The 24,074-nt window shown below is 36.9% G+C and carries 26 protein-coding genes; 10 read left to right on the top strand and 16 right to left on the bottom strand.

Translation table 11 applies throughout. The features are described 5' to 3' along the window. Window positions 1–76: 76 nt before the first annotated feature. The 8 genes from AEQU1_RS02135 to AEQU1_RS02100 all read left to right on the top strand — a co-directional run bounded on the left by AEQU1_RS02135 (window position 77) and on the right by AEQU1_RS02100 (window position 6,359). Complete coding sequence (locus AEQU1_RS02135; RefSeq protein WP_111878409.1) at window positions 77–619, top strand: DUF177 domain-containing protein; 543 nt, start codon at window positions 77–79, stop codon at window positions 617–619. Between the two features lie 9 nt (window positions 620–628). Then, complete coding sequence (rpmF, locus tag AEQU1_RS02130; protein ID WP_111815263.1) at window positions 629–826, top strand: 50S ribosomal protein L32; 198 nt, start codon at window positions 629–631, stop codon at window positions 824–826. Between the two features lie 170 nt (window positions 827–996). Next, entirely contained in the window at window positions 997–1,995 is a 999-nt protein-coding gene (locus tag AEQU1_RS02125) for a beta-ketoacyl-ACP synthase III (protein WP_111878407.1), read from the top strand. 35 nt (window positions 1,996–2,030) lie between these two features. After that, window positions 2,031–2,519 carry an acetyl-CoA carboxylase biotin carboxyl carrier protein gene (gene accB / locus AEQU1_RS02120; RefSeq protein ID WP_111878406.1) on the top strand — a complete coding sequence of 163 codons (489 nt, stop codon included), beginning with the start codon at window positions 2,031–2,033 and terminating at the stop codon, window positions 2,517–2,519. 78 nt (window positions 2,520–2,597) lie between these two features. After that, on the top strand, window positions 2,598–3,950 hold the full coding sequence (gene accC / locus AEQU1_RS02115; protein ID WP_111878404.1) for an acetyl-CoA carboxylase biotin carboxylase subunit: 1,353 nt from the start codon (window positions 2,598–2,600) through the stop codon (window positions 3,948–3,950). A gap of 108 nt (window positions 3,951–4,058) precedes the next feature. Then, on the top strand, window positions 4,059–5,198 hold the full coding sequence (locus AEQU1_RS02110; RefSeq protein WP_111878403.1) for an FAD-binding oxidoreductase: 1,140 nt from the start codon (window positions 4,059–4,061) through the stop codon (window positions 5,196–5,198). Continuing rightward, the gene (gene mtgA / locus AEQU1_RS02105; protein ID WP_111878402.1) at window positions 5,191–5,904 is read left to right on the top strand and encodes a monofunctional biosynthetic peptidoglycan transglycosylase; all 714 of its coding nucleotides are present in this window, start codon (window positions 5,191–5,193) and stop codon (window positions 5,902–5,904) included. Before AEQU1_RS02110 ends, mtgA begins: the two co-directional genes overlap by 8 nt. After that, window positions 5,901–6,359, top strand: a complete 459-nt coding sequence (locus tag AEQU1_RS02100) for a 3-oxoacyl-ACP synthase (protein ID WP_111878400.1) — start codon at window positions 5,901–5,903, stop codon at window positions 6,357–6,359. Before mtgA ends, AEQU1_RS02100 begins: the two co-directional genes overlap by 4 nt. Here AEQU1_RS02100 and AEQU1_RS02095 read toward each other — a convergent pair. Both AEQU1_RS02095 and AEQU1_RS02090 read right to left on the bottom strand, forming a co-directional pair. Continuing rightward, a complete protein-coding gene (locus AEQU1_RS02095; protein ID WP_111878399.1) occupies window positions 6,343–6,840 on the bottom strand; it encodes a hypothetical protein in 498 nt (165 codons plus the stop codon). The genes AEQU1_RS02100 and AEQU1_RS02095 overlap by 17 nt on opposite strands. Window positions 6,841–6,883: 43 nt before the next feature. Then, window positions 6,884–9,127 (bottom strand): FUSC family membrane protein, encoded by a 2,244-nt coding sequence (locus AEQU1_RS02090; RefSeq protein WP_258455096.1) that lies wholly within the window; start codon window positions 9,125–9,127, stop codon window positions 6,884–6,886. A 158-nt stretch (window positions 9,128–9,285) separates the two neighbouring features. Here AEQU1_RS02090 and AEQU1_RS02085 point away from each other — a divergent pair, with 158 nt between their 5' ends. Continuing rightward, a complete protein-coding gene (locus AEQU1_RS02085) occupies window positions 9,286–10,281 on the top strand; it encodes an NADP-dependent oxidoreductase (protein WP_111879027.1) in 996 nt (331 codons plus the stop codon). On the opposite strand, the gene AEQU1_RS02080 is transcribed toward AEQU1_RS02085, so the two are convergent. The 5 genes from AEQU1_RS02080 to AEQU1_RS02060 are packed head-to-tail and all read right to left on the bottom strand — an operon-like array spanning window position 10,278 to window position 13,246. After that, window positions 10,278–11,231: an ABC transporter ATP-binding protein gene (locus AEQU1_RS02080; RefSeq protein WP_111878397.1), complete on the bottom strand. Its 954-nt coding sequence runs from the start codon at window positions 11,229–11,231 to the stop codon at window positions 10,278–10,280. The two genes, AEQU1_RS02085 and AEQU1_RS02080, sit on opposite strands and share 4 nt — an antisense overlap. 9 nt (window positions 11,232–11,240) lie before the next feature. Beyond that, complete coding sequence (locus AEQU1_RS02075; protein ID WP_111878395.1) at window positions 11,241–11,636, bottom strand: hypothetical protein; 396 nt, start codon at window positions 11,634–11,636, stop codon at window positions 11,241–11,243. 2 nt (window positions 11,637–11,638) lie between these two features. Beyond that, window positions 11,639–11,803, bottom strand: coding sequence for a hypothetical protein (locus AEQU1_RS02070; RefSeq protein WP_181566686.1), 165 nt, complete (start codon window positions 11,801–11,803; stop codon window positions 11,639–11,641). Window positions 11,804–11,842: 39 nt separating this feature from the next. Further along, entirely contained in the window at window positions 11,843–12,862 is a 1,020-nt protein-coding gene (pheS, locus tag AEQU1_RS02065; RefSeq protein WP_111878394.1) for a phenylalanine--tRNA ligase subunit alpha, read from the bottom strand. A 27-nt stretch (window positions 12,863–12,889) separates the two neighbouring features. Next, entirely contained in the window at window positions 12,890–13,246 is a 357-nt protein-coding gene (locus AEQU1_RS02060) for a hypothetical protein (RefSeq protein ID WP_111878392.1), read from the bottom strand. Between the two features lie 103 nt (window positions 13,247–13,349). On the opposite strand from AEQU1_RS02060, the gene AEQU1_RS02055 reads away from it, so the two are divergent. Beyond that, the gene (locus AEQU1_RS02055; RefSeq protein WP_111878390.1) at window positions 13,350–13,904 is read left to right on the top strand and encodes a CvpA family protein; all 555 of its coding nucleotides are present in this window, start codon (window positions 13,350–13,352) and stop codon (window positions 13,902–13,904) included. 8 nt (window positions 13,905–13,912) lie between these two features. Here the strand turns inward: AEQU1_RS02055 and AEQU1_RS02050 are convergent, their stop codons facing one another. From AEQU1_RS02050 to AEQU1_RS02010, 9 genes are all read right to left on the bottom strand, one after another. Beyond that, window positions 13,913–15,763, bottom strand: a complete 1,851-nt coding sequence (locus AEQU1_RS02050) for a SulP family inorganic anion transporter (protein WP_111878389.1) — start codon at window positions 15,761–15,763, stop codon at window positions 13,913–13,915. A 47-nt stretch (window positions 15,764–15,810) separates the two neighbouring features. Beyond that, window positions 15,811–16,443 (bottom strand): carbonate dehydratase, encoded by a 633-nt coding sequence (can, locus tag AEQU1_RS02045; RefSeq protein WP_111878387.1) that lies wholly within the window; start codon window positions 16,441–16,443, stop codon window positions 15,811–15,813. 124 nt (window positions 16,444–16,567) lie between these two features. Continuing rightward, a complete protein-coding gene (locus AEQU1_RS02040) occupies window positions 16,568–16,861 on the bottom strand; it encodes a hypothetical protein (protein WP_111878385.1) in 294 nt (97 codons plus the stop codon). A 66-nt stretch (window positions 16,862–16,927) separates the two neighbouring features. Then, window positions 16,928–17,677, bottom strand: coding sequence for an SH3 domain-containing protein (locus AEQU1_RS02035; protein WP_111878384.1), 750 nt, complete (start codon window positions 17,675–17,677; stop codon window positions 16,928–16,930). A 10-nt stretch (window positions 17,678–17,687) separates the two neighbouring features. Continuing rightward, window positions 17,688–19,460, bottom strand: coding sequence for a BatD family protein (locus AEQU1_RS02030; protein WP_111878382.1), 1,773 nt, complete (start codon window positions 19,458–19,460; stop codon window positions 17,688–17,690). Window positions 19,461–19,463: 3 nt separating this feature from the next. After that, window positions 19,464–20,363, bottom strand: a complete 900-nt coding sequence (locus AEQU1_RS02025; protein ID WP_258455093.1) for a tetratricopeptide repeat protein — start codon at window positions 20,361–20,363, stop codon at window positions 19,464–19,466. Beyond that, window positions 20,344–21,387 carry a VWA domain-containing protein gene (locus AEQU1_RS02020; protein ID WP_111878381.1) on the bottom strand — a complete coding sequence of 348 codons (1,044 nt, stop codon included), beginning with the start codon at window positions 21,385–21,387 and terminating at the stop codon, window positions 20,344–20,346. Before AEQU1_RS02020 ends, AEQU1_RS02025 begins: the two co-directional genes overlap by 20 nt. A gap of 2 nt (window positions 21,388–21,389) precedes the next feature. Next, window positions 21,390–22,394, bottom strand: a complete 1,005-nt coding sequence (locus AEQU1_RS02015) for a VWA domain-containing protein (protein WP_111878379.1) — start codon at window positions 22,392–22,394, stop codon at window positions 21,390–21,392. Next, a complete protein-coding gene (locus AEQU1_RS02010) occupies window positions 22,384–24,024 on the bottom strand; it encodes a DUF4381 domain-containing protein (RefSeq protein WP_146743703.1) in 1,641 nt (546 codons plus the stop codon). Before AEQU1_RS02010 ends, AEQU1_RS02015 begins: the two co-directional genes overlap by 11 nt. Between the last annotated feature and the right edge of the window lie 50 nt (window positions 24,025–24,074).

The raw sequence follows: 24,074 nt of genomic DNA, 5'->3' as shown, positions 1-24,074 counted from the left end.
CCAATTGCTATTCAAATAATTTTTTATCTTTGCACCCGCCTTATCCGTAAGGTTAAGGTCTTAAATAGGTGTGGAAATGAAGGATTTGAAAGAGTTTACAATCCCTTTTGTAGGGTTGAAATTAGGCAAACACCAGTTTAACTTTGAATTAAAAAAAGCGTTCTTTGAGCATTTTGAGTATGACGAATTTAATGACGCTGCCATTAATCTCGATGTATTGCTGGAAAAAATGAGCACATTGCTTGAGGTTACGTTAACATTTGATGGAACCGTAAACGTTGCGTGTGATATTACAAATGAACCCTTTAATCAAGTGATTGCAGGAACGTATAAATTTGTAGTTAAATTCGGTGAGGAGTATAATGATGAAAATGAAGATTTACTCATTCTGCCCCACGGAAGTTATGAAGTGAACATTCAGCAATATATATATGAATCCATTGTATTGGCTATGCCTTCACGAAGAATTCATCCCGGAGTAAAAGACGGCACATTAAAAAGTGATATACTCGACAAACTTGAAGAGTTAAGTCCGAAGGCGATAGACGAAGAAGCGCCCGAAGACGATAAAACAGATCCCCGATGGGATTCATTAAAAAAACTATTAACGGATAAATAATAAATAGCAATGGCACATCCAAAGAGAAAAATCTCGAAAACAAGAAGAGATAAGAGAAGAACGCATTACAAAGCTACTGCCCCTACAATCGCAATAGATCCAACAACGGGTGAGTCGCATCTTTTCCACAGAGCACACTGGCACGAAGGTAAAATGTACTACCGTGGTCAAGTTGTGATTGATGCTACTGAACAAGTAGAAGCATAATCGTATATATTTTAATGCAAAACTCTCACCGCAACGTGAGGGTTTTTTTGTTTTTAACTTTGAAAAAAGTCAAAAACAACTTATTTAGTGCCGAATTTCAAGTAAAATTTAGTAATTTTCACTCTTTTTAAAAGATTTTTGGTCTTTTTTGTGAATTTTAATTCAGCTTTATGAATACTATCACGGCAGCTATTACCGCTGTAGGGAGTTACGTTCCAGATTACGTTCTCTCGAACAAAGTTCTGGAAACAATGGTAGATACCAACGATGAGTGGATTACCACAAGAACCGGAATTAAAGAAAGGAGAATACTAAAAGATAAAGACAAAGGCACCTCCTATCTTGCTATTCAAGCAGCCAAAGATCTTCTTCAAAAAAGCAACACAGACCCTGCTGAAATTGATATGGTAATTATGGCCACAGCAACGCCAGATATGCCAGTTGCAGCAACTGGAGTTTATGTTGCTACACAAATAGGAGCCGTAAATGCATTTTCATATGATTTAGTTGCAGCCTGTTCCAGTTTTCTTTTCGGAATGTCCACTGCAGCTCGGTATATTGAATCCGGAAAATATAAAAAAGTACTTCTTATTGGCGCAGATAAAATGTCGTCCATAATTGACTATACAGACAGAACTACCTGCATTATTTTTGGTGACGGGGGCGGTGCTGTTTTATTTGAACCAAATACCGAAGGCTTAGGTGTAAAAGATGAATATTTACGCACTGACGGTATTGGAAGACCTTTCTTAAAAATTGATGCAGGCGGATCTTTACTTCCCGCATCAATTGAAACAGTTACAAATAAACAACACTACGTTTTTCAGGAAGGGAAAACGGTTTTCAAATTCGCAGTTTCCAATATGGCTGATGTGTGCGAAAAAGTGATGAAGAGAAACCAATTAACAAGTGAAGATGTAAATTGGCTTGTACCGCATCAAGCAAATAAACGTATTATAGATGCGGCAGCCTCTCGAATGAAACTTCCCGAGGAAAAAGTAATGATGAACATACACAAATACGGCAATACTACTTCTGCAACATTACCGCTGTGTTTGGCTGATTATGAAAAACAACTTAAAAAAGGAGATAACTTGATATTTGCTTCCTTCGGTGGAGGCTTTACTTGGGGCGCCATTTATTTGAAATGGGCCTACGATTCAAAATAATTTTTTAACCAACTCAAAAGATTAATACGTGTAATATGGACTTAAAAGACATTCAAAACTTGATCAAGTTTGTGGCAAAAAGTGGTGCCAGTGAAGTAAAACTTGAAACAGACGACATAAAAATCACCATCAGAACAGGTTCTGAAGATGGTAGAGGAGAAACAACATACATTCAGCAAATACCTGCAATGTCACAACCGCAGATGCAAATGCAACCACAAACTGGTGCTCCTCAGCAATCCGCTCCCTCAGCTGAAGCTGCTTCTGATGCAGCAGATTCTAAATTGATAACAATAAAGTCACCAATTATCGGTACCTTTTACAGAAAACCTTCCCCAGATAAACCTATCTTTGTTGAAGTTGGAGACCATATAAATACAGGCGATGTACTTTGTGTGATTGAGGCAATGAAACTTTTCAACGAAATTGAAAGTGAAATTTCTGGAAAAATTGTTAAAGTTTTGGTTGACGACTCTTCTCCTGTAGAATTTGACCAACCGTTATTCTTAGTAGATCCATCTTAATATAAACCCCAAATAACAAATTTAAGAATCCAAAATATTTGGATTTTGAAATTTGCTTTTTGATATTTCAGAAAAGTTATGTTTAAAAAGATATTGATTGCAAATAGGGGCGAAATAGCACTGCGAATTATTCGCACCTGCAAAGAAATGGGCATTAAAACCGTAGCTGTATATTCAAAAGCCGATGAAGAAAGTCTTCACGTTCGTTTTGCAGATGAAGCCGTTTGTATTGGACCACCGCCAAGTAACTTGAGTTACCTAAAAATGTCAAACATTATTGCCGCTGCAGAAATTACTAATGCAGACGCAATTCACCCTGGCTACGGATTTCTTTCAGAAAACGCCAAATTCTCAAAAATTTGTCAAGAGCACGGCATTAAATTTATAGGCGCTTCTCCTGAAATGATTGAGCGCATGGGCGATAAAGCTTCTGCAAAAGCCACAATGAGAGCCGCTGGAGTGCCAACCGTTCCCGGAAGCGAGGGCATTATAGAATCCTTCGAAAAATGCGAGAAATTGGCTGAAGAAGTTGGCTATCCTGTAATGTTGAAAGCAACCGCAGGTGGTGGAGGAAAAGGAATGCGCGCTGTTTGGAAAAAAGATGAACTTAAAAAAGCCTGGGATAGCGCCCGTCAAGAAGCTTCTGCAGCCTTCGGAAATGATGGAATGTATATGGAAAAACTCATTGAAGAGCCACGCCATATTGAAATCCAAATTGTGGGCGATAGCACTGGAAGAGCTTGCCATTTAAGTGAACGCGATTGTTCCATTCAGCGTCGTCACCAAAAGCTTACTGAAGAAACTCCAAGCCCTTTTATGACGAAAAAACTTCGGAACGATATGGGGTTAGCTGCTGTAAAAGCTGCTGAATTTATTAAATACGAAGGTGCTGGAACAATTGAATTTTTGGTGGACAAACACCGGAATTTTTATTTTATGGAAATGAATACTCGTATTCAAGTTGAACATCCAATTACTGAACAGGTAATTGATTACGATCTTATACGTGAGCAAATTTTAGTTGCGGCTGGTGTTCCAATTTCAGGAAAGAACTACACACCACAACTACACGCAATAGAATGCAGAATAAACGCAGAAGATCCGTATAACGACTTTCGCCCTTCGCCAGGTAAAATTACCGTGCTACACGCGCCGGGAGGACATGGAGTTCGTTTGGACACCCACGTTTATGCAGGATACACTATTCCGCCGAATTATGATTCTATGATTGCGAAACTAATTACAACCGCACAAACCCGCGAAGAAGCCATTAGCAAAATGAAGCGTGCTTTGGACGAGTTCGTTATTGAAGGTATAAAAACAACAATTCCTTTTCACCGTCAGTTGATGGACGAGCCGGATTATGTAGCTGGAAATTACACCACAGCGTTTATGAACACCTTTAAAATGAACGAACCTGAGGAAGAATAGTTCATCTAAATATTAAATTAAAAGCACCAATTTCCAAAGAATAATTTTTTGGAACTTGGTGCTTTTTTGGTTTTGTAATTTATATATTGACCTATAATTTCTTTTAAAATGAATTTAAGTTTTTGGGAACATAAAACTTGGCTCTCAAACATCGATTTCGCTGTAATAGGCAGCGGAATTGTTGGTTTGAACTGTGCCCTTTCACTTCGGAAAAAACATCCAAAAAGTAAAATTGTGGTTTTTGAGCGCGGCATGCTTCCCAGTGGAGCAAGTACCAAAAATGCGGGATTTGCGTGTTTTGGAAGTATTTCTGAAATATTGGATGATCTAAAAAACCATTCCGAAGAAGAAGTTATCCAACTTGTAAAAAACAGAGTTGAAGGTTTAAAATTACTCCGAAATACTTTGGGAGATCAACAGCTTGATTACAAAGAATACGGTGGTTACGAACTTTTTACTAAAGAAGATGCAGCGCTTTTTGAAACCTGCAAGTCAAAAATCAGTTTTATAAATGAATTGTTGAAACCTATTTTCAAAGCTGAAGTATTTTCAGAAAAAGAGAATCATTTCGGGTTTAAAAACATTCAACAAAAATTAATTTATAGCAGGTTTGAAGGTCAAATTGACACTGGAAAAATGATGCTCGGTCTTATCCAAAAAACTTCGAAAGAAAACATTTTAATAATGAATTCATCAGAAATCACAAATATCTCTGATGATGGTAATTCTGTTTTGCTTCAACTAAATTCATCGGAAACACTTCGACAAGCTCAGTGTGACATATCTGTGAAAAAAGTTTTTATCGCCACAAATGGTTTTGCAAAACAATTTTTAGATGAAGACGTGAAACCAGCTAGAGCACAAGTTTTAGTAACCAAACCTATTGAAAATCTTCAAATAAGAGGAACGTTTCATCTTGACAAAGGATATTATTATTTCAGAAATATTGAAAACAGAATTCTATTTGGCGGTGGCCGCAACCTCAATTTTAAAACTGAAGAAACCACCGAAATGGAACTAACACAATTAGTTCAAAACAAGTTGGAGGAATTACTTAAAACCGTAATTTTACCAAACCAATCTTTTGAAATCGACCAACGCTGGAGCGGCATAATGGGAATGGGAAATCAAAAAAAACCAATTCTGAAAACGGTGTCAAAAAATATTTTTTGTGGCGTCAGATTAGGTGGGATGGGCGTTGCCATTGGCAGTTCAATCGGGAAACAATTAGCGGCTTTATATGATTAAAAAACTATTCAAATTTCTTTTAAAACTATTTCTTTGGTTTATTGGTCTCACAGTGCTTTGGGTGCTTATTTACAAATTTGTTCCCGTTCCTTATACGCCCTTGATGGCCATCCGTTCTATTGAGGGAGATGAAAAATACGAAACACGACACGATTGGGTGCCTATTGAAGAAATTTCTCCGTACTTACAGTTGGCGGTTATCTGTGCCGAAGATCAAACTTTTTTAAGCCATAGCGGGTTTGATCGCGAAGCCATTGAAAAGGCTTTGGAAAACAACGAAAAAGGAAAAAAACTCCGGGGTGGAAGCACCATTTCACAACAAACAGCTAAAAATGCTTTTTTATGGCCGGGAAGAACGTGGTTTCGAAAGGGAATGGAGGCGTATTTCACTCTTTTAATTGAAACACTTTGGAGCAAAGAACGTATTTTGGAAGTATATTTAAATAGTATAGAAATGGGTAATGGCGTTTTTGGTGCCGAAGCCGCTTCACAATATTGGTTTAAAAAATCTGCAAAAAATTTACGGGCAGAAAATGCTGCAGCAATAGCGGCCATTTTACCGAGTCCGCAGCGCTATAAAGCCAATCCGCCGGGATCTTATGTAGCAAGAAGAACACAATGGATAGTTCGCCAAATGCGTTATTATGGGCCCTTTACATTGGAAAAACAAGAGCCAAAAGAAGTTAAAAAGAAAAAGAAAAAATGACCGCAGTAGAACTTAAAACTGAATTGCTGCAACACTGTCAAAAACAGGTTGACAACCGTTATTCCAAAATTAAACAGACCATTACTGGTATTGAGGAATCTTTGCTTGAAGAGTCTAAAAGTAGTAGTGGTGACAAGCACGAAACTGGCCGTGCTATGCTTCAGATAGACCGCGAAAATGCTGGAAAGCAATTGCAAGAGATTGAAAAAATAGTACCTCTTCTCAAAAAAATTGATGTGAAAGCAACTTCAGATTATGCACGTTTGGGCAGTTTGGTTTATACAGATAGGTTTACTTATTTTATCAGTCTTTCCATTGGTACGGTTTCCATCGGAAAAACTGATTATCTATGCGTTGCTTTAAATTCACCAGTAGGTCTGCTTATTTCTGGAAAGAAAAAGGGTGATGAGTTCAATCTAAATGGAAATGTCTATAAAATTACGAGTGTGAAGTAATATTTATCCACTCTTTTTCTTGTTTTGTTGCATCCAGAATGTCAAGTTCCAAAACAGTTGCAATATGTTTAGCAACATTAAAGGCATCGTCAATTTCATCACTAATATAAGCTTCAATATGTCGGTTTTTTCCGTAGAACAGGTTTAATTTAAAAACTTCAAAACCTAAGTTTGCTTCAGCGGTAATTACGCGTGCCCTGCTATTTTTAATTGTCTTAAATACAGAAATGTATTCTAACTCAGGTAATTTCTTCCAGATGCCAAAGTTTATCGCGAAAATTGAATAAACGCTTCGATACTTTTTTTCTTCCAAATTAAGTTCAAAACCTTCCCGAAGTGATAATTTAAGCGCCGCTCCAAGCAAGATGACACCAAACATAGTTCCTGCAAAAAACAGATATACTGAAAATAAGGTGAGAATTATAGCAAAAACTATTTTTATAGTTGCTACAGGCTGAAGATGGCGAATGTTTTTGTGCATTGAAAAACAGTTTGGGTAAATATAATTATAAAGCGATATAAGTTTAAAAATTTGTTTCTCTTGAAATCTTCTTTATTTTTTTGCTCATCGCCAGTAACCATTTCAATTGTTCTCGTACCAAATGTGCTTCTTCAATTTTTAAATGAAAACCTTCTTCTTTAGTTTTTATTTGAATTTCATCATAGATAGCAATATTTTTTCCAAAAGTAGCTTCAAAGATATCTTCGGAATCTGCGTCATTTTGCTCAGCTTCTGAAGAAATTCCTTGCTTTAATACATTTTCAGCATCTAAAAGATTTTGAATAATTTTAGACGAAACCTTATTGAAGTTTTCTGATGCGGGAGTCGTTGGGTTATTCAAAATATAAGTGCTAAGTGACGCCAGTGAGGATAGAAAAGTGTGATTCAACATTGCAAATTCATAAAACTTATCTAAGTTTTTCTGTTTGGATTTTGGCTCTTGGGTCATTCTCTGAAAAGCTGCGCTGAGGTCAGACATTTCTAAAAATGCTTTCTTTCGTGCCACTTTATATTGAGAAGGTATGTTTCCTTTTTTGTTATAGAAACCAATAATTTCTTCCAAATAAATCCTATTTGCATGAATTGTTCCCAGCAACGTTTTTTGCATTCCTTGAATTTCCCAAGCAGGCCAAAGCAATAAATTACCCAAAGTTGCCAGTCCTGCACCAATGAGCGTATCTGTTACTCGATATTGGATGACGTTGAAGATATCGGGTCGCAAAAGCGCATAGATGAAAACCACACTCAGTGTGATGAAAGTGGCTGCAGCTTTGTAATTTCGCTGTACCATAGAAAACGCGATTACAAGCGAAACGATTGCCAAAATACCATAAACTGTAGTGTTTTGTGTAATTAAAACTATACCCACCGCCAACGCACCGCCAATTAATGTTCCAATAGTTCTTTCTTTTGAACGTGTTTTTGTGAGGCCGAAAGTTGGACGCATTATTACAATTAACGTGAGTAAAATCCAATATGGATTTTGTACAGAAAACAACATACCCACGCCATAGCCAATCATTGTCATCACTCCCAGCCGCAGCGAATGTTTGAAAATAGGGGAGCGCATGGTGAAGTTTTCAACCAGAACTTCAAAATCATAATTCTGTTTGGTTAAAAATCTTCGCGAATCTTCTTTTTTCAGCAATGAAATTTCACGCTGTGCTGGATTTTTCAAAAGCCATTCAATTTTTTCAATCTTTTTTATTTGCTCCTTTTGATATTTGAAAAGATTTCTTAACATCAGCAAATTTTCATCAAAACCTTTGTCGTTTTTAGAAGTATATTCAGTAATTTCTCGTTTAATTCTTTCCTGAAATTCTTCAATTTTAGTGCTATTTCGAAGTCTTTTGGGGGTAGAGAGATTTGCCGAAATTGCAATCAGCCGGCTGCTCATCGCAAAAAGAAGACCCTGAAAATCTTTCAGTTGTGCAGTTTGTTCTGCAAAAAGCTCGTCAGTTTTCGAATAGTTTACCGGGTTTGCCATTGCCAGTTCCAGCATATCAACCAATTGAACAAATATCAACATGCGCTTTCCTTCATATTCAGATTTTCCAGAGCCAGTTCGGCTAGAAATCAAAATATCACGTAGGGTTTCGTGCGTTGCAGTAAGTTCAGTTTGCGTATTTAGCATTTTTTTTAAAAGCTCCGTTCTGTCAGTGGTTTCGGCAACCAATTCACCTCTGGTTCTTAAATAATCTGATGTAAGCTTTAATGTTTTGGACAGGTAATATTCAGTGGGGGCTTTCGGAAAAATAAAATGCCTAAGTATGGAAAGTCCCGCATACCAAAGTCCGCCAATGCCAATAAGAAGCATTCTTTCGTAGGGCTCCATTCCACCGGAAACATTTGAAAAACTGAGTACTAATGCCAAAAGCCCAGAAAAGCTAATTAGTGACGCACGAAACCCATAAATGGCGAGATAGGAAATACTAAACATTAAAATACCCAAAATTGGAAATAATAGCCAAAGGGAAAAATGCAAATAACCACCAATCAAACTCACCATCATAGCCAATGAAGTAGCAAACAGAATACCCGTGATTTTATGCCTAATACTTCCGCTAACGTCACTTGGCGAGGCAAGCATAGCGCCAACGGTAATTGTGATGCCTATGGTAAGCATATCTAATTTAACACCAAAGATTATGGGAACTGTAAGTGCAATCCCCAAAAGAATTGCTTTTGAAAAATCAGTACTTTTAAAGTACTCCGAAAGGTCATTAAAGGTTGTAGCTACTATGTTTTTTGAAGATTTCAAAAGCATTTGTTTTCAGAAGCTGTAAAGATATAGTGCACAAAAGCTAAGTTCGTTAATCTTTTCAGAAATGTAACTCTGTTATACTTTTATTAAATAAAGATATGATTTGGGCGGTTGCGCTTTTATGTTCTAATTTTATAAATATTAAATTAATAAAAATACTTATGAACAAAGTAATTCTACTGAAAAATCGTCCCAAAGGTAAACCTTCACTCAAAGATTTTGACTTTACTGAAGAAGAAAAGCCGCAAGCTAAAGAAGGGGAAATTTTGCTGAAAACAAAATATGTTTCCGTAGATCCTTATTTGCGGGGACGTATGCGCGATGAAAAATCATATATAGCACCTTTTGAAGTTGGGAAGCCACTGGAATCTGGCATTATTGCTGAAGTAGTGGAATCTAAAAACAAGAATTTCAAAAAAGGTGATTTTGTAAATGGAATGCTTCAGTGGAAGCAGTACCAAGCATCAAACGGGACTGGATTGAATAAAGTTGATAGTGAAAAAGCACCACTTAAAGCCTATTTGGGTGTTTTGGGATTGACGGGAATTACGGCTTATTTAGGCCTAAAGAACATAGGTAAACTTGAAAAAGACGAGACACTTTTAGTTTCAGGTGCTGCTGGTGCTGTGGGAAGCGTGGTTGGACAAATAGGAAAAATTAAAGGCTGTAGAGTTGTGGGAATTGCAGGAAGTGAAGAAAAAATTGATCGTATTCAAGAAAAGTTTGGTTTTGATGCAGCCATAAACTATAAAACCACGGACAATATGAAAAAGGCCATAGCTGAAGCCTGTCCAAATGGTGTTGATGTCTATTTTGATAATGTGGGCGGTGAAATTCTTGATGCAGCGCTGGCAAATATGAATAAATATGGAAGGGTAATAAATTGTGGTGCTATTTCACTTTATAACGAAACAGAAACACCAACCGGACCACGAGTTGAAAGTACACTTATAAAAAAAAGTATTTTGATGCAGGGATTTACGGTACGTGATTTTGTTAAGGATTTTGGTCCAGCCCAAAAACAACTGGCGCAGTGGATGGAAGAAGATAAACTTACTTATTTGGAAACAGTAGTGGAGGGTTTTGAAAATATTCCCCAAGCATTTATTGACTTGTTTGATGGTAAAAATAAAGGGAAGATGATCGTTGTAATTTAATTTTTTTTTGAAATTTTAAGCCAATAAGTTTCATCCTTTTTCAACGAATGGGAATTGTTGAAAAATAAAATTTTACCATTAAAATCTGCTTCAACTAAAAAATGTGTTCCTTTAAAGTAGCATTTTTTTATGGTTACCTTAAGTTGAGTTTTTTCTTTAGAAATTTTCAGCTGATGTGGAAAAATGATGGTTTCTTCGGAAGTTTCCTCGGTGGAAATGATATTCTTCGGAAGCAGATTCGCTTCGCCAAAAAAACCAGCCTGATAGTTTGTTGAAACATTTTTATAAATGAATTCTGGGGTGCCAAACATTTCCTTAGTTCCATTTTTCAACATTAAAATTTGATCTGAAAATGCTAAAGCTTCATCGCTGTCGTGGGTTGCGGTGATACAGCTGATATTTTTTTCTTTTAGGTAATTAAAAATTCTGCGTTGTAATTTATTTTTCCGGAACGTGTCAATATTGCTGAAAGGCTCATCCAGTAGAAATATTTCGGGCTCATTTGCTAATGCTTTTGCCAGAGCTACACGCTGTTTTTGACCCCCACTAAGGGTTTTTACCAATGTGCTTTTAAAATTTTCCATTTCAACTACTTTTAGTAGTTCATCAATTCTTTTATTATCTTTTTCCTCGTCCAATCGAGATAGATGTGACCCCAAGTTTTCAGCAACTGTTGTAAAAGGCATAATGTTGAACTCCTGCGCTACCAGTTTCATAAACGGTTCGCCGGGAATTAAAGTTTTGGTCGGGCCTAGAAGTTTCTTTTCGTTATAAAAAATACTTCCGTTCTCTAAATGAAGCAATCCATAAATGAGGTGTAAAAGCGTAGATTTTCCACAGCCACTTTCGCCGAGAATGCTGAGATGTTCTCCAGGTTTCAGCGTGAAATGAATATCCTTTAAAATGGTTTTTTCAGAATAGGAAAAGGAATCGATTTCAACTTTTAACATGATAGAATTTTACTTAGCTAAAACCCCTTCACTTTCTAAAGTGGGAATTTTTACTATATTTTCTTCAGAAATACTGTTTGGATCAAAAACAAACTTTCGTTCAAGGAGTTTATTTTTGGAAAAAAAAGTAAGTAAATATTCATTGGTAAAACCTAAAACTTCAATTGGAATAAATTCAACTTTTGCAGCGGTTTTTGGTTGAATATTTCCTAAATTATGGCGAAGGGTTGAGGTTTTTTTGTCCTCACTTTTTCCGCGCGATAATACTAAAACAGTGCTAATCTCCTCTTCGCGATTATTCACCAAATAAATATTCCATTGATGGACGGAAAAATCCTCGTCCCATTCATAAACCGCAACAATATGTACGTTTTCGGCTTTAGGAATTTCAATGTCCTTCCGCATAATCAGTCTTCAATTTTCCACATAATCCAAACCGCTAAAAGTGCAATGGCTGCAACGCCAAGTAAAATTGCTCCAATTACCATTTTTATTGCCGCAATAACAAAAGTGATGTAAGCAATGGCCAAGCCTACAATCACGAGTAGGGCGATAACGAGGTATTTTTTCATAGTAAAGAGTTTAATGGTTTTTTGCTTAAAGATACAAACTTATAGCGCACTTTTAAACTGTCCTAAAAAGCGGACGTCATTTTCACTGAACATTCTAATATCTGGAATTTGGTGCAATAACATTGCGATACGATCAACGCCTACGCCAAATGCAAACCCGGAATATTCCTCGGCATCAATGCCACAGTTTTTAAGTACGTTGGGATCAACCATCCCGCAGCCACCAATTTCCAGCCAACCAGTTCCTTTAGTGATTCTGTAATCTGCTTCGGTTTCCAGTCCCCAATAAACATCAACTTCAGCACTTGGTTCGGTGAACGGAAAATAGGACGGTCGAAGCCTAATTTTTGATTTTCCGAACATTTCGGTAGTGAAATATTGAAGCGTTTGTTTTAAATCTGCAAAGCTTACGTTTTTGTCAACATACAATCCTTCCACTTGATGAAAAAAGCAGTGTGAACGTGCTGAAATAGCTTCGTTTCTGTAAACGCGACCGGGGGAAATGGTTCTGATGGGCGGTTTATTATTCTCCATATATCGAACCTGAACCGAAGATGTATGCGTACGCAATAAAACGTCTGGATTGGTTTGAATGAAAAAGGTATCCTGCATATCACGGGCTGGGTGATATTCTGGTAGGTTTAGTGCCGTAAAGTTATGCCAATCATCTTCAATTTCGGGGCCTTCGGAAACGTTGAAGCCGATGCGCAAAAAGATATCGATAATTTTATTTTTCACGATGGAAATAGGATGGCGAGAGCCTAGCGGGATCACTTCGCCCGGGCGGGAAAGATCTCCATAAACGCCTCTAGTTTCGGAGCTACTTTCAATTGCTTCCTTAAGTGAATCTACTTTTTCCTGAGCAGTATTTTTAAGTGTATTTATAACCTGTCCAAATTCTTTTTTTTGTTCGTTTGGCACGTTTTTAAACTCTGCGAAAAAGTTGTTCAATAATCCCTTTTTGCCTAAATATTTTATGCGGAAGTTTTCTATTTCTTCTTTGTTAGTTGAAGAAAAGGCTTGAACTTCGGCTATTTGTTTTTTTATTGTTTCTATCATCACTAAATTTTCTGCGGAAAAAATATTTTAGTTAATCACTTCCTTTTCTATAAAATATTGTACAATCGCCTCCTTCATCAAAACGCTCTGCTCGCCCGCTTTTAATGGAGGCAATTGTTCTAAAACGTGATAATGTGGCCAGCCTTCTTCATCAACATAATCAAACTCATAATACCCATACGGTTCCAAAAGACGGCAGATGGCAATGTGCATCAGGTTAAGCTTTTCGTCTTTTTTAAATTTCCTGTGTAATTGACCCAGCTCTTGAACGCCTATTAAATAAATAATTGCATCAAGATCTAAAATTTGGTTATCGGCAAAACGGGCGCCCAGCATTTTTACTACTGCTTCCCATCGTTCCTTTAATTGTTCGTCGCGCGCCATTTTTCAAAATTAATTAGTTTGCAAAGATACATTTTACAATTCTGAATTATGAATTCGGAATTCAGAATTTGGAAAATGGTATATTTATGAAAAATTTCAAGATATGAACACTATTGACATAGTTATAGGCATCATTTTAATCATCGCTTTTTTTGTGAGGTTTAGCAAAGGTTTGCTGCGTTCCCTCGCTTCATTGATAGGAATTGTTGTAGGCGTTTATTGCGCTATGTTTTTTTCGGGCTATGTGGGCGAATACCTTATTCGTTGGTTTGATTGGAGCACAGATACTAATACCATTATGGCCTTCGTCATAACTTTTTTATTGATAATGATTTTGTTTAGTATTTTGGGAAGGCTTTTAACGAAAGTTGCCGATTTTGCTATGCTGGGAATATTCAATAAACTTTTTGGCGGTGTTTTCAACGTACTAAAATTCGCCTTTTTGATTAGTGTGGTTTTTATGTTTGTGAACGCTTCAGAAAATTATAAAATTCTCACTGAAGAGCAACGTGATTCTTCCATACTTTATGGACCGGTAGCAAGTATTGCTCCAACGGTGCTACCCACAATAATGAAGGAAGTTGATAACTTAAATATTGATGGAACTGAAATTACTCCCGAAGGAAGCCCCGCTGAAACGGAACCCCCTACAGAGTAATATAACTTTTATACCACGTTTTTTATATTATCACGGGCATATTTCATTGCTTCTTTAAAATCACTGAAAATAAGTTCTTTGGCAACTAAATCTGGAATAATATCTATTTTTTCCATCATTACACGTGGTTGTGGCTGAAGGTCTTCAAACATAGTGATTATCCCTTTTTTTGAAATATTCATTAGCACTTCCTCCATAGCATAAAGTCCAGATTGGTCAATGTATGGAGATTTCCCCATTCGTATAATAACGTGGGTTGCTGTGTCTGGAATTTCCAGTGCCAACTTTTGAAAGTCTGAAGTATAACCAAAGAACAACGGACCTTCCAAACGTTTTATAAATACTTCTTCTTTAAGTCTTTCTGGAAAATTCAGCTCGTCGCTCCAAGACAGTGTAAGTTCGTCAGCATTTTTAAGTGGAACCACTTTGGATTGTCCTGCTGTTAAATCGCCAATTTTTTTCATAAATATAATTGAAGCCAAAACCAACCCTATTCCTACTGCATAAACCAAATTCCAGAATACTGAAAGTAGCAATACAACCATCATAATTGTAACTTCAGCTTTTTGCATTTTAGGAATTGCCTTCAAACCTCTGTAGTCCATTACACCAATACCTACAGTTATTAAAATTCCTGCAAGTACAGCAGCTGGAATTTGTGATGCCACGGGTCCCAATGCCAATAATATAACTAGCAAGAGTAATGCTGCAATCATGCCGGAAAGTTTGGTTGTACCTCCAGAATTGATATTTACAACCGTACGGATAGTTGCACCAGCTCCTGGGATTCCACCAAAAATTGCTGCTACACTGTTTCCTATTCCTTGCCCCATCAATTCTTTGTTTGGATTGTGTTTTGTCTTCGTCATATTATCTGCTACAACCGAGGTGAGTAGCGAATCAATTGCTCCTAAAAATGCCAAAGTCAATGCAGTAAAAATATAAGGTGAAATCTGTCCGAATTCAAACGCTGTAAACATGCCTAAATTTGGTATAGGGAAACCGCCAGGAATTTGATCTATGGGTCGGTAATCCAGCTTTAGAAAATAGGCGCCGCCTGAAACAACCAACAATGCCACCAAAGTACTTGGAATTTTAGTTGTAATTTTTTTGAAACCATAAATAATTAATATTGTGAGGGAAGCCAAAATAAACTCCAACCAACTTATGTTCATAATAGCTCTCGGTAAGGCTTTTATGGCACCATAAACTCCAGAAGTTTCAGCTTTAGCTAGTGTTGTTGCTTCTTTTGAAATTTCTGTTTCCGTAATATTTCCGGCTCTGTTTACGGTTTCTTTAAAGTCCTCTAATACCAAAATGCCCTCACCAGCTTCATCTTTTAGTATTTTATCTAAAAGCACTTCTTCAGCTTGTGGTGTAAAAGTGCTTATATAATCATTGTCATCCTGTGTATAATATCCCAAAACGGGTAGAATCTGTGTTACAAGAATAATTACGCCAATTGCAGTCATAAAGCCCGAAACAACTGGATAGGGAATATATTTTATATATTTTCCCACACCAGTAATACCCAGTAAAATTTGCATAAGCCCAGCTAATAAAAAAACTAGTAAAATGTAAGGCAAAGCTTCTTCAACACTACCGTTGTGTCCAGCAATAATACCTGCTATAACAACCATCGAAACTGCGGTCATTGGTGCAGTGGGTCCAGAAATTTGCGTATTGGTACCTCCAAAAAGCGAAGCGAAAAATCCAATAAAAATAGCTCCGTAGAGTCCCGCATCTGGGCCAAGTCCTGATTGCACACCAAAAGCGAGTGCCAGAGGTAAGGCAACAATCCCAGCGGTTATACCACCAAAAAGATTACCTCTAAAATTTGAAAATATATTTTTACTCATATGTTTTTGTTTAAGAAAGTTAAGTGAATTTAAATTTCAATTTAGTATTAGAAATTCAGTTGATACACTTTGTCCAGTTCATTATCATTGCTGACATTTACCCCTAAATCTTTGATGAGTCCTGACTCCAAGCCATACACCCAACCGTGCAAATACAATTCTTGATTGTTATGCCAAGCATTTTGTACAATGGAGGTTTTCGCCAGATCAAAAACTTGTTCTTTTACATTTACTTCTACAAAACGATTAAACCTTTCCTTTTCATCATTAATCCCATCAAGTTCATCTTTATGAAGCCTGTAAACATCTTTAATGTGCCTAAGCCAGTTGTCAATTAATCCAATGGATTCGTTTTGCATCGCAGCTTTTACTCCACCACAACCATAGTGGCCACAAACAATAACGTGCTTTACTTTTAAAGCATTTACAGCATAATCCAGCACGCTAAGCATATTCATATCTGTATGCACAACCATATTGGCAATATTTCGCTGTACAAATACCTCACCCGGTTGGGCGCCTATAATTTCATTTGCAGGAACACGGCTATCAGCACAGCCAATCCATAATACTGGAGGACTTTGTCCTTTTGCAAGATTTGAAAAATAATTGGGGTCCAAACTTAATTTTTGTGCGACCCAGTTTTTATTATTTTCTATAAGTTTATCGTATAGTTTCATTTAAATTTTTTTAAGGAATTAATTTGAATTGTTTCCAAAGCCAATAAAATGGACATAATTTCCAGTAGCCAATGCAATGGAAATTTAATGGAAAAGTATATAAAGTGTATTTTTGAAGAAAATGTTACGCTACGCGTGGAGGCGGCGAAACTACGTCTATAAAGACTTTAGAATAATTGTCAATTTGAAAACTATCTTTGTCTTTCTGTTTTTTCAGAAATTCTAAGCTTTCATAATTAGACTGAATTTTTTCAATGACGAAAACAAAATTAGGTTTGGGCATTTTGTTTGAATTTTCTTCCTCGTTCATCGAAAAAAAAGTAGAAACATCAGATTGGTTACCAGAAATAGTAATAATAGCAGGTGTTACAAGAAAACTTGTAAATAATAGTAATAATAAAATACTGGTTAATCTCAATCGTTTTTTTTCAGAAATTCAAAAATAAAGGATTGAACTTAATTTCCTGTTAACTAAATATTAAAACTAAAGCTGTTTTAAATCTGTTGAAGGAATCCACCCGTCTTTTCCATCTGCCAAAGTAATGCGATACCAATTTCCGTCCTGCGCCAAAATCTGCACTTTGGTGCCTTCGTGAAGGGTGAAAGCAACGTTGCTTCCCAATGACGGTTCTGTTTTTACTTCAATCTCATTTGCAAAGATAACCGCGGGTTGGTTTTTTGAATAATCGCTATAGGTAAAAAATGCCATTGTTAATGAAGCAATCAAGATTATGCCCACAAACATAGAGCTCACGAAAAGCAATCGTTTTCTTCTTTCAGTAAAAGCAAAAAAGTAAAACAGAAACAGTGCAACAAAAAAGATTGAAAGCGCAACAGCAAAAATGGCCCAGCCTTCAAAACTAAAAATACTGGAAATGCTGTGATACCATTTTGAAAAAACTGTTTTTGGCAATGGTTCTATGGAATCAATCCGCGCGTTTTCAGCAAACGCTAAATTGTTTTTAATATCAGCATCGTTTGGAGAAAGCTGAAGCGCTTTTTCATAATAATATACACTTGGACCAATATGATTCAACTTGTATTGTGCATTTCCTAAATTAAAATACAGCTCTGCAGAATGTTCGCCTTTGTCCAAAATCTGCATCCAAGAAGTAATGGCTTGTTGGTATTTTCCGTTTTTGTAAAGTTCCTTTCCTTGTTCGAAAAGACTTTCATTTTGTCCAATGCTGGAGAAAGAAATAAGTAAAATAAGTAGGTACAGTAGTTTTTTCATTTTCTTCAATTTACTGTATTTGTTTATCTATAGTTGAAATAACTTCTGCTGCTCTGCTGTAATCCTGTTGTACCGAAGTGGTTGAAGAGGAGGCATAACGCGCATATTCACAACTTTTTAGCAAAGTGATGAAATTTTCCACAACCGGTGCTTCTACATTTCTTTCCAGCAATAATTTCGAAATATGGCTCTTTTCCATTTCCGAAGTTTCAATATTCAACTTCGCTTTCAGATAATTATGAAGTGCCCGTTCCAAAGATTCGTAAAATGCAACTGGATTTTGGATATTCCGTTTAGCTTCAGAAAGGTATTTTTTAGCGAGTTTGTTTGCACGGCGAAGTTTGTTTCCTTCTAAGTCATTTAAACGTTGTTTACGTTTTTTTCCAGCAAGGATAAATAACGGAATCAATAAAAAGGGTCCACCCAAAAGTGACCAAAACAGTACCGATTTAAAGAAGGTTTCTTGTGCTATAGGCACTAAATTAGCATTTAATTTTATATACTTAAAATTATCTTTTGAAAGAACCACTTGCTTTTTTGCATCATTGGAATTGGTATTTGCAGTTACCGAACTAATAGGTCCGTTTTCAACTTCAATGGTAAACTCTTTTGAAGTAATGGTTTTATATTTTTCAGTTTTGGGGTCGAAAAACGAAAAAGTAATTGGATTTACAGGATAGGTTCCCTTAAATTGTGGTACCACGGTATAGGAATCTGTAATGGAACCCTGCATTCCAGAAACTGTTGTGTTTACACTTTCGTTGTGCTCGGGTTCGTAAACTTCAAGTGTATTTGGAAGTTTTACTGATGGTGCTGTAAACAATTTCAAGTTTCCTTTCCCAGCAATTTTTACATCCAGCTGCAATGATTCATTGGCATCAAGATTGGTTTTATTGGTAATAATATCAAAAGAAAAATCGCCAACCGCCCCGTTGAAGCCATCCGGTTTTCCTTCCAATGGAAGCGATTTAACATCAATCGTACGGTTTCCGGCAGAAATGGTTTTATTTACGCGCTCCATCAATCTTCGCCCAAAAATATCGCGACGGTTACCCTGCACATCAATAGGAATATCGAGCGTTAATGGTTCAATATCAAGTTTTCCAGTTTTCTGCGGATACAGTACGGTGGTTCTCAAAACCACATAGCGATAATCTTCACCGTTGTATTTTCCTTCATAAACCTTAAAGTTGTTTTTATTGTCAATATTCTGGCTCCAGAAATCTGCGTATTTTGGAGTGTCAATTTCACGCCATTGGCTGGTAATACTCACGTCGTGAGAAACATATAATTTATAAGTAACAGTAAGTGCTTCGTTTAAATACGGATTTGCGTTTGAAACTTCCGCTACCAAATGCACATTTTCGCTGGCCACATAATCGGCATTATTACCGTCTTTGGGAACAGCTACTGCGGTGGTAACCTCAATTTCCAATGGTAGTGTTTTATAGGTTTCCCCGTTTATTTCAATGGTTGCCTGGCCAATAGTTACTCGTCCTCGACTTTGCGGGGCTAAAAAATAGGAATATGTTTTTGAAAAACTTCGTTTTCCATTTATCCATGAATTGCTGATAGATTGATTTGGCCCGCCAACCACTTTAAAATTCTCGAAATTAGGCGGTCTAAAATTGTCGCCATCTTGGTTCATTTCAAAATCAATTCGTAAACGCTCGTTTATTCCAAGCGTTTTTTTGCTCACCTTGGCATCAAACTGAACCTGTGCCGTTGCAGCGATGCTGCACAGCACGAGGGTTAAAAGGAATAAAAAATTCTTCATCTTCATAATCTACCAATCTTTATCAGATTTCACTTTTGCGCCTTTCTGCTTTTCCGCATTTATCTTATCCTGTGTCTTTTTTTCTTCGTTATTCATTGCTTCCAAAAGACTTTTTACCTGCTGGGGAGATAATTGTCCAGGTACTTGTTGTTGTTGCTGAGGTTTATCACCTTCTTCTTTAGGCTTATCCGGCTTTCCTTGGTCTTTATCTTTATCGCCTTCTTTTTTATCTTCCTTTTGGTCGCCCTTATCTTTATTTTCTTTCTCGTCGCCTTTATCGCCCTCTTTGTTTTTATCGTCTTGGTTTTGCTGATCTTTTTTGTCTTGGTCTTTGTTATCCTTATTCTGATCTTTGTTTTTATCGTCTTTATCCTGTGGGGGCGGTGGGTTTTTCTCCAACATATCTTTTGCCAATGCTAAATTGTAGCGCGTTTCATCGTCATTAGGGTTGTTGCGCAGTGCATTTTTATAGGCTTCCACAGCTTCGGTATATTTCTTTTCGTTCATATACGTATTTCCCAAATTGTGAAATGCTTTATGTTTTTCAGTTTTTTCTGTTGCAGTTTGCGCAGCTTGTTTGAAGCGAAGCATGGCTTCAGCATTTTTTTCTTTTCCGTAGTAAGCGGTCCCCAAGTTATATTTCGCGGTTTCGCTTTTTGGATTAAGGGAAATTGCTTGACGGTAATCAGCTTCCGCGGAAGAAAATTCTTCTTTTTGAAGCGAATGTTGTGCTTCACTTAAAAAATTCTGCGAATCTCTAAGTTCATTTTTCTGTTCTTTAGATTGTGGTTGTGCAAATGAATTCAACGAAACCAGAACAGCACAAAGAACAAAAGAAATGTTGCGTGTCGATTTTTTCTGAAGAAATATTTTAGCTACCAACCTCATTTTATGCTTTTTCCTTTTCATTAAACAAATTCAACTTTTTCAACCAAGCTGTTTTTCGTTCCAAGAGGAACACATCTAACACCAGCAAAAACAATGCCCCAGCCAAAAACCATTGAAATTGATCTTTAAAATCTGTGAATTGTTTTGCTTCAAACTCTTTTTTGTCCATTCCGCCTAATATTGCTCTTACCCTGTCTACTACGGCTTTTGTATTGGAGCCGTCAATATACTCACCATTAGTAGTTTTAGCAATTTCTTTTAGGGTTTCTTCACCTAAACGGGTAATAACTTGTTCGTTGTTTTGATCGCGCTTGTAATATTGAAGCGTGCCATTTTCTTTAATAGGAATTGGCCCGCCTTCTACGGTACCTACTCCAATTGTAAAAATACGAATTCCTTTTTCTGCAGCTTCTTCGGCAATTTCTGAAAAATTGCCCTCGTGATCTTCTCCGTCAGAAATTATAAAAAGCACCCTGTTTGTCTGCTCTTCATCGTCATAAAATGTTTGTGCCATTTTAATCGCCTGGGTAATGGCTGTTCCCTGTGATGAAACCATATCGGTATTCATTCCACTCAAAAAAAGTTTTGCGGAAGAGAAATCGCTGGTTATTGGCACCTGTGGAAAGGCGCTGCCTGCATAACCTATAATTCCTATTCTATCACCTGCAAGACTGTTTATTATTTGTGTAATAAGCTGTTTTGCCTTTTCCAAACGGTTTGGTGCAATATCTTCCGCCAACATACTTTTTGATACATCTAATGCAAAAACAATATCCACACCTTCACGTTTTACGGTTTCAAGCTTTGTTCCAATCTTTGGGTTTACAAGAGCAAAGCTTAAACATGCAATGGCCAAACAGATTACTAACACTTTTAAAATAGATTTAAAAAGAGAACGGTTTGGGCTTAATTTTTTGAGCAATTCCTTATCAACAAAGCGTTTTTGAACTGTTTTTTTCCAAACTAAAACCAATAGAAATAATACCACAATCACCGGTATGGCGAAGAGAATATAGAAATATATGGGCTGTTCTAATTGGTACATTTTTATAAAAATCCTTTAAATATAGTGGTTCGCAACAAAAATTCAAAAGCAATCAAAATCAAGGCGAAAATTGCCCAAGGGCGAAACATTTCGTTATAGTTTGTGTATTTGAATTCTTCAATGTCGGTTTTTTCCAATTTGTTTATTTCTTCGTAAATCTCCTGTAATTTGGTATTACTCGTTGCACGGAAATATTGTCCGCCGGTTTTGGCTGCAATTTCTTTCAGAAGTGCTTCATCAATTTCAACTTGCACGTTTCCGTATTGAAAACCTCCATCCGGCCGAATACCAATAGGTGACATTGCCATTCCATTGCTTCCTAAGCCGATGGTGTAAACTTTTATTCCAAACTCGACTGCAAGTTCGCTCGCAATTTTTGGATCGATGAAACCTGTGTTATTCACACCATCTGTAAGTAAAATAATCACTTTGCTCTTGGCGCGACTTTCTTTTAAACGGTTTACGGCTGTTGCAAGTCCAGAACCTATTGCGGTTCCGCCTTCAATGGTGGTGTTGTATTCCATGTTTTTTAGCGATGAAAGCACAATACTTTTGTCACTCGTTAGAGGTGTACGCGTGTAGCTTTCTCCCGCATATTCTACCAAGCCGATACGATCATTCGGGCGGCTGTTTATAAATCTGGCGGCGACCGTTTTCAAAGCTTCTAAACGATTAGGCTTTAAATCGCGTGCCAACATACTTGCCGAAAGGTCCATTGCCATAACAATGTCTATTCCTCGGGTAGTTTTTGTCTTTGTAGATTCGTCAACAGTTCTTGGGCGCGCCATGGCAATAATCAATGCCGAAAGTGCCAAAAGCCGAAGTGCAAAAAGCAAAGGTTTTAATCGCGCCAACCAGTTTTTGCCAGATTTAAAACCGCTGATGCTTGAAATTTTAAGGGAAGCTGTTTGCTGTTTTCGCTTCCATATATACCATAGAACGAGCACTGGAAGTATAAGGAACAACCAGAAAAATTGCGGATTTACAAATTCGAAATTACTGCCCATCTTTCTCTGAGATTTCAAGCTCTATGGAAGCTTCAATTCGTTTTAATATTTCTTCGGCATATTTGCCATCGTTTTGATAGACTATCAATACTTCCTGCAGACCGTTTTGTTGGGCAAAAAGCAACAACTCATACGTGCTTTTTTGCTTCAAAACTTTAGTGTCTGAAACCTGTACATTGAAATCTCCATATGCTTTCAACCCTTTAATGCCCTTTTCGGTTTCAAAATCGTCCCGTTTTACGATCATATTTTTGGCGCCACTTTGTTCCAAATCGTCTAAAACTGCATCTAGTGCCGTTTCTAAAGCAATGTCCTGCTTTTGACTGAACTGTGTTGTTGAAACCATAATATAAAGTGGAGCATTCATTTCACCATAGGTGAAAAAGTCTTTAGCACTCACAGTACTTTTATTGGCATTTGTTTGGGGGGCTTCCGCTCTTACGAGCACTTCTGGAGTTTCCAAAATAACTGCTGGGTTTCCGTATTCACTCTTTATCCAACGCCCTTCAGATAGTTCGCGGAGGTCATTACCTATAACTTTATCTTTTAAATTGTCAAAACCAGAAACGCTACCGTAAATTATTCCTGCTAGGATGATTGCTGCAACCACGCCCGAAATTCCCAAAATCCATTTTCTTCGTTTGCGTCTTTTTCGCAATTTTTCAAGGTATTCTTGATTTTCCAAAAGTTCTTCTTCCGTGGGTTCTGGAACTGCTTCGTGGGTTTCATTAATAATTTCCTCGATTGTTTTTCGGTCCACTTCCGCTTGTCCGGATAGTTGATTCATTTTGGCGAATTTCACCAAATCTGCACGTTTGAAAATTTGATCCAGTTTACGGATGGTTTCTAAATCGAAATCGAAATTACCAGCATCTTTGTGCATCATTAAACGCGTTATAAGCTCGTCGCTGGTACTTTCCAAAGCCGCTTCGTCCACTTCGCGGTCTAGATATCGCTTTACAATTTCAGTAAGATTACTATAATATTCTTTGCTTTTGTTTTCTTTAATCAGTTGGCTATTATCCAGAGTTTTCAGCGCAACGATTGCTTCTTCATAAGGAGGTAATTGCTTTACGGCAGCATTTTTTCTCTTTTTTCTTCGGAATAAATAAATGGCAATACCAATAATCAAAAGGATGGGCAAGAGCCAATACAGAAGCAATAACCAATCAAATAGTAGGCTTTTAACTTCCACCGCAGGTTTTATGTCGAACATTTTCTGCTTGGTTGTATCTACAGGAACATCATTAACCTCAACTTTCAAGGAATCTGTAAAAAATGGTTTGTTGTTGATGAAAATTCGCTGGGGTGGAATAGTGAAATGACCACTGTCAAATTGCGTCAATCCGTATTTTTTAATGAGGCGATATTTTGCACCTTCATAGGTAGTATCTGTTTTATAGGATTCTATCATTTCCAAAGGAGCGAAAGTCTGCTCCTCGGGGAAAACCACAACATCTGTAGAGTCTGCCTGTACGTTTATGGTATAAAGAATTTCTTCTCCAATTTTGATTTTTGTAGAATCAATGGAGGAAGTAACTTGGGCATATGAGAAAAAAGTGAAGAGAAAAAAGAGAAGAGAAAAAAGAAAATGGAGGTTTCTTTGAAAATTCAACAGGGTTGAAATCATATTTCTTTTTATCGCTATTTGTTTAAAATCTAACATTTCACCTTTAAAAT

The organism is Aequorivita sp. CIP111184 (assembly GCF_900489465.1).
Lineage (GTDB): Bacteria > Bacteroidota > Bacteroidia > Flavobacteriales > Flavobacteriaceae > Aequorivita.
The sequence above is the reverse complement of the archived record's forward strand: the minus strand, read 5'-3'. Positions and strand labels throughout refer to the sequence as shown.

Excerpts from the sequence above, each read along its gene's own strand:
- AEQU1_RS02135 (WP_111878409.1), top strand. The coding sequence starts at position 77 with ATGAAGGATTTGAAAGAGTTTACAATCCCTTTTGTAGGGTTGAAATTA.
- rpmF (WP_111815263.1), top strand. The coding sequence starts at position 629 with ATGGCACATCCAAAGAGAAAAATCTCGAAAACAAGAAGAGATAAGAGA.
- AEQU1_RS02125 (WP_111878407.1), top strand. The coding sequence starts at position 997 with ATGAATACTATCACGGCAGCTATTACCGCTGTAGGGAGTTACGTTCCA.
- accB (WP_111878406.1), top strand. The coding sequence starts at position 2,031 with ATGGACTTAAAAGACATTCAAAACTTGATCAAGTTTGTGGCAAAAAGT.
- accC (WP_111878404.1), top strand. The coding sequence starts at position 2,598 with ATGTTTAAAAAGATATTGATTGCAAATAGGGGCGAAATAGCACTGCGA.
- AEQU1_RS02110 (WP_111878403.1), top strand. The coding sequence starts at position 4,059 with ATGAATTTAAGTTTTTGGGAACATAAAACTTGGCTCTCAAACATCGAT.
- mtgA (WP_111878402.1), top strand. The coding sequence starts at position 5,191 with ATGATTAAAAAACTATTCAAATTTCTTTTAAAACTATTTCTTTGGTTT.
- AEQU1_RS02100 (WP_111878400.1), top strand. The coding sequence starts at position 5,901 with ATGACCGCAGTAGAACTTAAAACTGAATTGCTGCAACACTGTCAAAAA.
- AEQU1_RS02095 (WP_111878399.1), bottom strand. The coding sequence starts at position 6,840 with ATGCACAAAAACATTCGCCATCTTCAGCCTGTAGCAACTATAAAAATA.
- AEQU1_RS02090 (WP_258455096.1), bottom strand. The coding sequence starts at position 9,127 with ATGCTTTTGAAATCTTCAAAAAACATAGTAGCTACAACCTTTAATGAC.
- AEQU1_RS02085 (WP_111879027.1), top strand. The coding sequence starts at position 9,286 with ATGAACAAAGTAATTCTACTGAAAAATCGTCCCAAAGGTAAACCTTCA.
- AEQU1_RS02080 (WP_111878397.1), bottom strand. The coding sequence starts at position 11,231 with ATGTTAAAAGTTGAAATCGATTCCTTTTCCTATTCTGAAAAAACCATT.
- AEQU1_RS02075 (WP_111878395.1), bottom strand. The coding sequence starts at position 11,636 with ATGCGGAAGGACATTGAAATTCCTAAAGCCGAAAACGTACATATTGTT.
- AEQU1_RS02070 (WP_181566686.1), bottom strand. The coding sequence starts at position 11,803 with ATGAAAAAATACCTCGTTATCGCCCTACTCGTGATTGTAGGCTTGGCC.
- pheS (WP_111878394.1), bottom strand. The coding sequence starts at position 12,862 with ATGATAGAAACAATAAAAAAACAAATAGCCGAAGTTCAAGCCTTTTCT.
- AEQU1_RS02060 (WP_111878392.1), bottom strand. The coding sequence starts at position 13,246 with ATGGCGCGCGACGAACAATTAAAGGAACGATGGGAAGCAGTAGTAAAA.
- AEQU1_RS02055 (WP_111878390.1), top strand. The coding sequence starts at position 13,350 with ATGAACACTATTGACATAGTTATAGGCATCATTTTAATCATCGCTTTT.
- AEQU1_RS02050 (WP_111878389.1), bottom strand. The coding sequence starts at position 15,763 with ATGAGTAAAAATATATTTTCAAATTTTAGAGGTAATCTTTTTGGTGGT.
- can (WP_111878387.1), bottom strand. The coding sequence starts at position 16,443 with ATGAAACTATACGATAAACTTATAGAAAATAATAAAAACTGGGTCGCA.
- AEQU1_RS02035 (WP_111878384.1), bottom strand. The coding sequence starts at position 17,677 with ATGAAAAAACTACTGTACCTACTTATTTTACTTATTTCTTTCTCCAGC.
- AEQU1_RS02030 (WP_111878382.1), bottom strand. The coding sequence starts at position 19,460 with ATGAAGATGAAGAATTTTTTATTCCTTTTAACCCTCGTGCTGTGCAGC.
- AEQU1_RS02025 (WP_258455093.1), bottom strand. The coding sequence starts at position 20,363 with ATGAAAAGGAAAAAGCATAAAATGAGGTTGGTAGCTAAAATATTTCTT.
- AEQU1_RS02020 (WP_111878381.1), bottom strand. The coding sequence starts at position 21,387 with ATGTACCAATTAGAACAGCCCATATATTTCTATATTCTCTTCGCCATA.
- AEQU1_RS02015 (WP_111878379.1), bottom strand. The coding sequence starts at position 22,394 with ATGGGCAGTAATTTCGAATTTGTAAATCCGCAATTTTTCTGGTTGTTC.
- AEQU1_RS02010 (WP_146743703.1), bottom strand. The coding sequence starts at position 24,024 with ATGATTTCAACCCTGTTGAATTTTCAAAGAAACCTCCATTTTCTTTTT.